We start from the raw sequence: 9,207 nt of genomic DNA, 5'->3' as shown, positions 1-9,207 counted from the left end.
GAGACACCGCGTCAAGGCGGGAAAGCGTGCCTTGACCCGGTGGCTCGGCAACCGATTTGGCTGGGGATCGGGTTGCGGGAGAGGGGTGGCTCGTGGGGTGGTCGGCTTTCGTTGCCGGGTTTCGGTTCTTTTGTTATTTCAGGGTGGCGTGGGTTGGTTGTAGGTCGCTGATCGTGCGTACTCCCAGGAGTTGCATGGTGCGGGTGATCTCCTGTCGCAGGATGTCCACGCACCTCTGCACCCCACGTTCGCCGCCGGCCATCAGGCCGTACAGGTACGCCCGGCCGATCAGGCACATCGACGCGCCCCTCGCCATCGCGGCCACGATGTCGCCGCCGGACAGGATTCCGGTGTCCACCCACACTTCGGCGTCGCCGCCGACGGCGTCCAGCGTGGGCGTCAGGAGTTCCAGCGGAGTCGGCGCTCGATCGAGCTGGCGGCCGCCGTGGTTGGACAGCACCACCGCGTCCGCGCCGTGCTTCACCACGTCCCGCGCGTCGTCCGGGTTCTGAATTCCCTTGACGACCAGCTTGCCCTTCCAGGTCTCCCGCACCCACGCCAGGTCGTCGAAGCTGAGCGTCGGGTCGAAGAGGGCGTTGATCAGCTCCGCGACGGTGCCGTCCCACGAACCGAACGACGCGAACTCCAGCGGCTCCGTCGTGAGCAGGTTGAACCACCACGCCGGGTGCGTCGCGCCGTCCAGGAACGTGCGCAGCGTCAGCGTCGGCGGGATGGTCAGGCCGTTGCGCACGTCCCGCATCCGCGCGCCGGCCACCGGGGTGTCCACCGTCAGCAACAGCGTGTCGTAACCGCTTTCCTCCGCGCGCCGCATCAGCTCCGCGCCCGCCGCGTGGTCGCGCCACACGTAGAGCTGGAACCACTTCCGCGCGTGCGGGGCGGCCTTCGCGACGTCCTCGATCGAGGTCGTCCCCATCGTCGACAACGCGTACGGGATGCGTTCCCGCTGCGCCACCCGGACCACCGCGCGTTCGCCCTCGTGGTGCATCATCCGCGTGAAACCGGTCGGCGCGAACGCGAACGGCAACGCCGACCGCTCACCGAGCACCTCGACACTCGTGTCCACATCGGACACCCCGCGCAGCACGTTGGGGTGGAACTCCACACTGCGGAACGCCTGCCGGGCGCGGCGCAGGCTGTCTTCGAGCTCCGCGGCGCCATCGGTGTAGTCGAACACCGCCCGCGGCGTGCGCCTGCGCGCGATGGTGCGCAGGTCGGCGATCGTGTGGGCGTTCGACAGGCGGCGGTCGGTCGGGTTGAGCTTCACCGGTTTCGGTCGCAGGATCTGCTGCAGCTCACTGGGCCTCGGCAAGCGACGTCGCGTCATAGATACATCATCGGGGATGACGACGTGCGAAGGCCACCCGCGCGAAGCACGCGGGTGGCCTTCGAAAAACCGCGGATCAGGCGTTTCCGGCGTCGGTGAGCTGCGGGCCCGCCGCCGACACGTCGTGGATCCGGTACTTCCGGGCGGCCTCGACCACCTTCTCCTGCGCGACCTCACCGCGCTTGGCGAGCGCGGCCAGCGTGGCGACCGTGATCGACTCGGCGTCGACCAGGAAGTGCCGCCGCGCCGCCGGACGCGTGTCGGAGAAGCCGAACCCGTCGGTGCCCAGGGTGAGCATGTCGGTCGGCACCCACGGGCGGATCAGGTCCGGCACCGCGCGCATCCAGTCCGACACCGCCACGACCGGTCCGGTCGCGCCGGACAGCGCCTGCGTCACGTACGGCACGCGCGGCGAGTCGCCCGGGTGCAGCAGGTTGTCCCGGTCGATCTCCACCGCCTCGCGGCGCAGCTCCGACCACGACGTCGCCGACCACACGGCCGCGCGCACGCCCCACTCCTCGGCCAGCATCGTCTGCGCCTTGAGCGCGTCCGGCATCGTCACACCGGACACCAGGATCTGCGCCTCCGGACCGTCGCCGGACGGCGCCTCCGCGTACCGGTACAGGCCCTTGAGCAGACCCTCGACGTCGAGGTTCTCCGGCTCGGCCGGCTGCCGGTACGGCTCGTTGTAGACCGTCATGTAGTAGAAGACGTTCTCGCCGTTGCCCTCCGGGCCGCCCTCGCCGTACATGCGGCGCAGGCCGTCCTTGACGATGTGGGCGATCTCGAACGACCACGCCGGGTCGTACGCCACCACAGCCGGGTTGGTGTGCGCCAGCAGCAGCGAATGCCCGTCGGCGTGCTGCAGGCCCTCACCGGTCAGCGTGGTGCGGCCCGCGGTGGCGCCCAGCACGAACCCGCGCGCCATCTGGTCCGCGGCCGCGTACAGGCCGTCGCCGGTGCGCTGGAACCCGAACATCGAGTAGAAGATGTAGATCGGGATCATCGGCTCGCCGTGCGTGGCGTAGGACGTGCCCACCGCCGTGAACGACGACGTCGACCCGGCCTCGTTGATGCCCTCGTGCAGCAGCTGGCCGTGCTCGGACTCCTTGTACGCCAGCATCAGGTTGGCGTCCACCGACGTGTAGGTCTGCCCGTGCGGGTTGTAGATCTTCGCCGTCGGGAACATCGAGTCCAGGCCGAACGTGCGGGCCTCGTCCGGGATGATCGGCACGATCCGGTGGCCGATCTCGGCGTCCTTGGCCAGCTCGCGCACCAGCCGCACGAACGCCATCGTGGTGGCGACCTCCTGCTTGCCGGAGCCCTTCCGGATGGCCTCGTACACCTTGTCACCCGGCAGCACCAGCGGCTTGGCCCGGTTGCGCCGCTCCGGCACGAACCCGCCGAGGGTCTTGCGGCGGCCCACCATGTACTCGATCTCGGGCGAGTTCGCGCCCGGGTGGTAGTACGGCGGCAGCTTCGGGTCGCGCTCCAGCTCCTCGTCGCTGATCGGGATGCGCTGCGCGTCCCGGAACAGCTTCAGGTCGTCCAGCGTGAGCTTCTTCATCTGGTGCGTGGCGTTGCGGCCCTCGAACGCCGGGCCGAGGCCGTAGCCCTTGATGGTGTGGGCCAGGATCACCGTCGGCTGACCGTGGTGCTCCATCGCCGCCTTGTACGCCGCGTACACCTTGCGGTAGTCGTGGCCACCGCGCTTGAGGTTCCAGATGTCGGCGTCGCTCAGGTCCTTGACCAGGTCCTTCGTGCGCGGGTCGCGGCCGAAGAAGTGCTCGCGGACGTAGGCGCCGTCGTTGGCCTTGTACGTCTGGAAGTCGCCGTCCGGCGTGACGTTCATCAGGTTGACCAGCGCGCCGTCGCGGTCGGCGTGCAGCAGCGAGTCCCACTCGCGGCCCCAGATGACCTTGATCACGTTCCAGCCCGCGCCGCGGAAGTACGCCTCGAGCTCCTGGATGATCTTGCCGTTGCCGCGCACCGGGCCGTCGAGCCGCTGCAGGTTGCAGTTGATGACGAAGGTCAGGTTGTCCAGGCCCTCGCCGGCGGCCACGTGGATGAGGCCCCGCGACTCCGGCTCGTCCATCTCGCCGTCGCCGAGGAACGCCCACACGTGCTGGTCGGAGGTGTCCTTGATGCCGCGGTCGCGCAGGTACCGGTTGAACCGGGCCTGGTAGATCGCGTTCATCGGGCCGAGGCCCATGGACACGGTCGGGTACTCCCAGAAGCCCGGCATCAGCCGCGGGTGCGGGTACGACGGCAGGCCGCCGCCCTCGCCGGCGTGCGACAGCTCCTGGCGGAAGCCGTCGAGCTGCTGCTCGTTGAGACGGCCCTCCAGGTAGGCGCGGGCGTAGATGCCCGGGGAGGCGTGACCCTGGATGAAGACGTGGTCACCGCCGCCGGAGTGGTCCTTGCCCCGGAAGAAGTGGTTGAAGCCGACCTCGTAGAGCGCCGCCGACGACGCGTACGTGGAGATGTGGCCGCCGACACTGACGCCGGGGCGCTGGGCGCGGTGCACCATGATCGCCGCGTTCCAGCGGATGTAGGCCCGGTAGCGGCGCTCGATCTCCTCGTCGCCGGGGAACCACGGCTCGTTCTCCGTGGGGATGGTGTTGACGTAGTCCGTCGCGGTCAGCGGCGGGACACCGACGTTGCGCTCGCGGGCGCGCTCCAGGATCCGCAGCATCAGGTAGCGAGCCCGCTGCTGGCCGCCCCGGGCGAGTGCCTCGTCGAACGAGTCCAGCCACTCGGCTGTCTCCTCGGGGTCGATGTCGGGCAGGTGGGCCGCCAATCCGTCACGGATGACGCGGACCCGGGCCGGGGCCCGATCGGTGCTGGCGCCGGTGCCTGCGGCCTGGTCGTTCTGGGGGGCCAAGGGATCTCCTCGCCGGTTGTCACTTCGCGTTCGGGGCACGGGTGCCTCAGTTCGGCCGTGCCCTCTCTGTCATGGTCGTCTAGTCCGGGCTTCCCGTCATCGCTACTGAGCGGTAACGTTCACCTATGTCCGCGCGCGCACGCGCGCGCGTTATGCCCACCCTAGGCCAGGTGTGCCCGGACGGGTGCCGCCGAGGGTCGTTTTGCGGTCGCGAACACGTCCCCCGGGGCCCTACGCTGCGCTACGAGTTGACAGAGATCCGGTGTGGACGGTTGCGCCGGAGGCTCCGGGCGTGTTCGCTACACCCATCCGTATGTCGAGTGGGCGGCGCCGTGCCGCCCGCGTCGTGAGTTGGAGGAGTGACAGCAGTGGTCGCCGCTGGAGACGCTGAGTACAGCAGCGTCGCCGAGAGGCTTGGCATCAAGCCGGACATGGTTGTTCAGGAGATCGGGTGGGACGAGGACGTCGACGACGACCTGCGTGCCGCGATCGAAGAACATATCGGCGGCGATCTCCTCGACGAGGACGCCGACGAGGTCATCGACGTGGTTCTGCTGTGGTGGCGGGAGGACGACGGGGACCTGGTCGACGCGATCATGGACGCCCGGTCGCCCCTCGACGAGAACGGCATCATCTGGGTCCTGACGCCCAAGACCGGGCAGCCGGGGCACGTGGAGCCGAGTGAGATCGCCGAGGCGGTGCCCACCGTCGGGCTCGCGCAGACCTCCAACATCAGCGTCGGCCCGAACTGGGCCGGGACCAAGCTGGTGCCGCCGAAGTCGAAGTCGAAGCAGCGCTGAGCGGCCGCACGCTAAGGTGAGCGTGCGGCAAGTGCAACGTTGGCGATGCGAAAGGTGCTTCGATGGCGGTCGAGGTCGGTTCAGCAGCTCCGGATTTCACCCTGAACGACTACAACAAGCAGCCGGTCACGCTGTCGTCGTTCCAGGGCGACAAGGCGGTCCTGCTGGTCTTCTACCCGTTCGCGTTCAGCGGGATCTGCCAGGGCGAGCTCTGCCAGCTGCGCGACGAGTTCGCCGAGTACGACGGCCAGGGCGTGCAGGTGCTCGGTGTGTCGGTGGACACACCCTTCTCGCTCAAGGCGTGGGCCGAGCAGCAGGGCTACCAGTTCCCGCTGCTGTCGGACTTCTGGCCGCACGGTGAGGTCGCCAAGCTCTACGGCGTGTTCAACGAGGGCGCCGGGCTGGCCAACCGGGGCACCTTCCTGATCGACAAGGGCGGCGTGGTGCGCTACGCCGAGGTCAACCAGCCGGGCGAGCCGCGCGACCAGCTCGCCTGGAAGCGAGCGGTGGCCGAGCTGCCCGAATGATGCTCGCACCGGCGGTGCCCCCGGGTTGGGCGCCGCCGGTCCGGGGCGCATAGCTCAGCGGAAGAGCACCTCCCTTACAAGGAGGGGGTCGCAGGTTCGAACCCTGCTGCGCCCACCGTTTTCGGTAGCCGGTAGCCGGTAGCCGGTAGCCGGTAGCCGGTAGCCGGTAGCTGCCTTTTCTGGCGTTCTGTCTCGTTGTGGGGCAGGCACCGGATGGCTTGGCCCACCCACACGGGTCCTTTGGCGAAGCGGCGCCGGACGGGCGCACCCGTTGCTCCGGCCGGCGGTGTTCCCCGGGCGGGGTTCTTCTGCCACCGTCATCGGGTGCCGCCGGAGCCCGATCCGTTCAACCCCCGCCCGGCGCGGAGCGCGATGCTCGCCGCGATCGGGTGGACTGTGCTGGTCGCCTTCCAGGTGATCGTCTGGGGCATCCTCTCCGACTGGGAGCTGTGGATGCGGATCACGCTCCCCGCACTCAACGCCGCGATCGCCGGCTACTGGTGGCTTCGATTCGCCCGCCTGCGCCGCGAGTGACCTTCCGCGCTGACGGTCACCGGAAATTGGCGTGCGCCTCCAGCCCGGCGCCGGGCAGGCTGCCGTCGTGGAACGTGACTTCATCTCGCGCCTCGCGCATTCCGACCATCCCATCGCGGCGCCCCTCGGGGACGCCGCGGTGAGCGCCCTGCTGGAGCGGGCCCTGCCGCGTGGGGACGAGCGTCTCCTCGACCTCGGGTGCGGTGGCGGCGAGTGGCTGCTGCGCGTCTTGGCGCTGGCGCCCGGGGCTACGGCGGAAGGCGTGGACGTCTCCGAGCCTGCCCTCGACCACGCTCGCCGGGAGGCCGAGCGCCGCGGTCTCGCCGGGCGGCTCACGCTCCACCAGTCCGACGCCGCCGGCTTCGTCCCCGAACAGCCGGCCGACGTCGTCTTCTGCGTCGGCGCCACCCACGCCTTCGGCGGTCTCCTGCCGGCCCTCGCGGCGGCCCGGAAGGTCCTCGCGCCCGGTGGGCGCGTCGTCGTCGGCGAGGGGTACTGGGAGCGCGAGCCGAGCGCGGCCGCTGTCGAGGCCCTCGGTGACCTCGCGGACCTCCCCACCACGGTCGACACGATCACCGCCGACGGCTGGGTGCCCCTCTACGGTCACCTCAGCACCCGGCACGAGCTGGACGACTACGAGTGGAACTGGACCGGCTCACTCGCCGCCCGCAGCCTCGACCAGCCCGACGTGCTCGCCATCGCCGCCGCGCACCGGGACGGGTGGTTGCGCGGCTACCGGGACTGCTTCGGCTTCGCCACGCTCCTGCTCGCGCCCGTCAGCTGACCGGCCCCTTTCCCGGGATCCGCGGCGCTGGTAGTTGTTGCCAGGGCTGGGCACCACGTTGTGGGAGGTCGACGATGACTACCTCGAGGCGGGATTTTCTGCGCGCGGCGGCGCTCGTGGGGGCGACGGCGGTGGCGGCTCCGGCGCCGGCGAGCGCGGGCCAGGGCGGCGCGGCACCGGGCGGGCCGGGCGCCGACACCACGTTCACCCCGGCGGACAAGCTCGGGTTCGGCACCGCCCGCTCGGCGAGCCCCGTCTGGTTCACCCTCCAGGACGGGCGGCTCTCCGAGGTCTACCACCCAGACCTGAGCACCCCGGCGAGCCGGGAGACGCAGATCGTCGTCACCGACGGCGAGTCCTTTGTGGAGCGCGTTCGGACGTCGGGCACCGCACGGAGCTGCCCGACGCGGAGGTGCCCGCGTACCGGCAGACCGCGCGCGGCACCGGCTGGACGCTCACCACCCGGTACGCCACCGACCCGGACCGCGACTCCGTGCTGATCGACGTGGAGTTCCGGTCGCGGCGGCCGTTGGGCGTGTACCTGCTGCACGATCCGGCGCTGGGCGGCGAGGGCACGGCCGATCGCGCCTTCCCGCAGGCCGGCGCGCTGGTGGCGTCCGACGGTTCCACCGCCAGCGCCATCCTCGCCCGCGGCGGGTTCAGCGAGTCGACGGTCGGCTACGCGGGCGTCAACGACGGCTGGACCCAGCTGGTGGCCGGCCGGGGACGGCTGGACCGGCACTACGCGACCGCCGGGCCGGGCAACGTCATCCAGCTGGGGCGGTTGCGACTCGACGGCACGTCCCGGACCCGCGAGCTGGTCGCGCTGGGTTTCGGGGCGGACGGTGACGCCGCGGTGCGCGCGGCACGGGGTTCGCTGGGCCGCGGGTTCGACTCCGCCGCGTCGGCGTACGCCGCGGGGTGGCGGCAGTACCTGCGTGGGCTGCCGGCCGCACCCGAGGGCGCGGACCGGCGCATCTACGCGACGTCCGTGGTGGCGCTGGCGTGCAGCGAGGACAAGCGGAACCCGGGCGCGTTCATCGCGTCGCCGTCGATGCCGTGGGCGTTCGGGTTCGACCGGGCGGTGGCGCCGGAGTACGGGTCCTACCACCTGGTGTGGCCGCGGGACCTGTACCAGATCGTGACGGGCCTGCTCGCCGCCGGTGACCGCGCCGCCGCAGAGCGGTCGCTGGACTACCTGTTGCGGATCCAGCAGCCGGACGGGCACTGGCCGCAGAACACCAAGGTGTCGGGGGAGCCGTTCTGGACGTCGATCCAGCTCGACGAGACCGCGGCGCCGATGCTGCTGGCGTGGCTGCTCGACCGGGACGATCCAGCCACAGTGGACAGTCTGGAGCGTGGTGGTGATTTCCTGTTGTCGTACTCGAAGGACGGGTACCCGTCGCCGTACACCGAGCAGGAGCGGTGGGAGGAGCAGAGCGGGTACTCGCCGTCGACGATCGCGTCGGTGATCGCGGGCTTGGTGTGCCTGGCGGACCTGATGCGGCGCGCGGGCCGCGATCCAGCTCGGTTCCTGGAGGCGGCGGACCGCTGGCACGCGGCGGTCGACGGCTGGACGGTCACGCGGAACGGGCCGCACGCACCGCGCCCGTACTTCGTGCGCCTCACCAAGGACGGCGACCCGAACGCCGGGACCACCTACAACCTGGGCAACAACAACCCGGACCCGGCGGACCAGCGAGCGGTCGTAGACGCCGGTTTCCTGGAACTGGTGCGGCTCGGGATGCGGCAGCCGCACGACCCGGTGGTGGTGAACTCGCTGGCCGTGGTCGACGAGCAGATCTCGACGGTGACCCCGGCGGGCAGGCACTGGCACCGGTACTCGGGAGACGGATACGGCGAACAAGCCGACGGCGGCCCGTGGAACGTGAACAGGGCAGACGTCTTGCGCACGTACGGCCGGCTGTGGCCGATCTTCGCCGGCGAGCGAGGGGAGTACGAACTGCTGGCCGGCGACCGGGCAGCAGCGGCGGGACGGTTGCGGGACATCGCGGCCTGCGCCGGTCCGACGGGCTTGCTACCGGAGCAGGTGTGGGACGTGAACCCGCCCTACCCAGCGGTGCGGCCGGGAACACCAACCGCCTCGGCAACACCCCTGGCCTGGACACACGCCCAGTACCTGAGGCTGGCATGGTCCGTGGCGAAGGGACGCCCGGTCGAGTACCCGACGGTGGTGGCAGAGCGATACCTGACGCAGTAACCGCCGCCCGGCAACGAAAAGCAAGCGACTACCCCAACCAGACCTCCCCCGCCCCCGATCCACAGCCGATCTTTAGTCGCCGACCAGCCGTGTCAAGGCACGCTTTCCCGCC

7 protein-coding genes, 1 tRNA gene and 1 pseudogene are annotated in these 9,207 nt (G+C 70.5%); 7 read left to right on the top strand and 2 right to left on the bottom strand.

Going from position 1 to position 9,207, the window contains the following annotated elements; genetic code table 11:
* Nucleotides 1–133: 133 nt before the first annotated feature.
* Both ABZ215_RS42400 and aceE read right to left on the bottom strand, forming a co-directional pair.
* Nucleotides 134–1,345 (bottom strand): alpha-hydroxy acid oxidase, encoded by a 1,212-nt coding sequence (locus ABZ215_RS42400; protein ID WP_354956497.1) that lies wholly within the window; start codon nt 1,343–1,345, stop codon nt 134–136.
* A gap of 76 nt (nt 1,346–1,421) precedes the next feature.
* Complete coding sequence (gene aceE, locus ABZ215_RS42395) at nt 1,422–4,229, bottom strand: pyruvate dehydrogenase (acetyl-transferring), homodimeric type (RefSeq protein WP_354714390.1); 2,808 nt, start codon at nt 4,227–4,229, stop codon at nt 1,422–1,424.
* Between the two features lie 368 nt (nt 4,230–4,597).
* Here aceE and ABZ215_RS42390 point away from each other — a divergent pair, with 368 nt between their 5' ends.
* From ABZ215_RS42390 to ABZ215_RS42360, 7 genes and pseudogenes are all read left to right on the top strand, one after another.
* A complete protein-coding gene (locus ABZ215_RS42390) occupies nt 4,598–5,029 on the top strand; it encodes a DUF3052 domain-containing protein (RefSeq protein ID WP_017984111.1) in 432 nt (143 codons plus the stop codon).
* 62 nt (nt 5,030–5,091) lie between these two features.
* Nucleotides 5,092–5,556, top strand: coding sequence for a peroxiredoxin (locus tag ABZ215_RS42385; protein WP_020422489.1), 465 nt, complete (start codon nt 5,092–5,094; stop codon nt 5,554–5,556).
* 43 nt (nt 5,557–5,599) lie between these two features.
* Nucleotides 5,600–5,671, top strand: a tRNA-Val gene (locus ABZ215_RS42380).
* Between the two features lie 209 nt (nt 5,672–5,880).
* Complete coding sequence (locus tag ABZ215_RS42375; RefSeq protein WP_354956495.1) at nt 5,881–6,090, top strand: hypothetical protein; 210 nt, start codon at nt 5,881–5,883, stop codon at nt 6,088–6,090.
* 67 nt (nt 6,091–6,157) lie between these two features.
* A complete protein-coding gene (locus tag ABZ215_RS42370; RefSeq protein ID WP_354956493.1) occupies nt 6,158–6,874 on the top strand; it encodes a class I SAM-dependent methyltransferase in 717 nt (238 codons plus the stop codon).
* Nucleotides 6,875–6,948: 74 nt separating this feature from the next.
* Nucleotides 6,949–7,751 (top strand): annotated as a pseudogene (locus ABZ215_RS42365) (twin-arginine translocation signal domain-containing protein); the annotation flags it as partial.
* Entirely contained in the window at nt 7,731–9,095 is a 1,365-nt protein-coding gene (locus ABZ215_RS42360) for a glycoside hydrolase family 15 protein (protein WP_354956499.1), read from the top strand. The pseudogene ABZ215_RS42365 and the gene ABZ215_RS42360, both read left to right, overlap by 21 nt.
* The last annotated feature ends 112 nt before the right edge of the window (nt 9,096–9,207 follow it).

Origin of the sequence: Amycolatopsis sp. NPDC006131 (assembly GCF_040614175.1) — a bacterium.
Lineage (GTDB): Bacteria > Actinomycetota > Actinomycetes > Mycobacteriales > Pseudonocardiaceae > Amycolatopsis_E > Amycolatopsis_E tucumanensis.
This window is presented reverse-complemented; position numbering and strand designations above follow the sequence as displayed.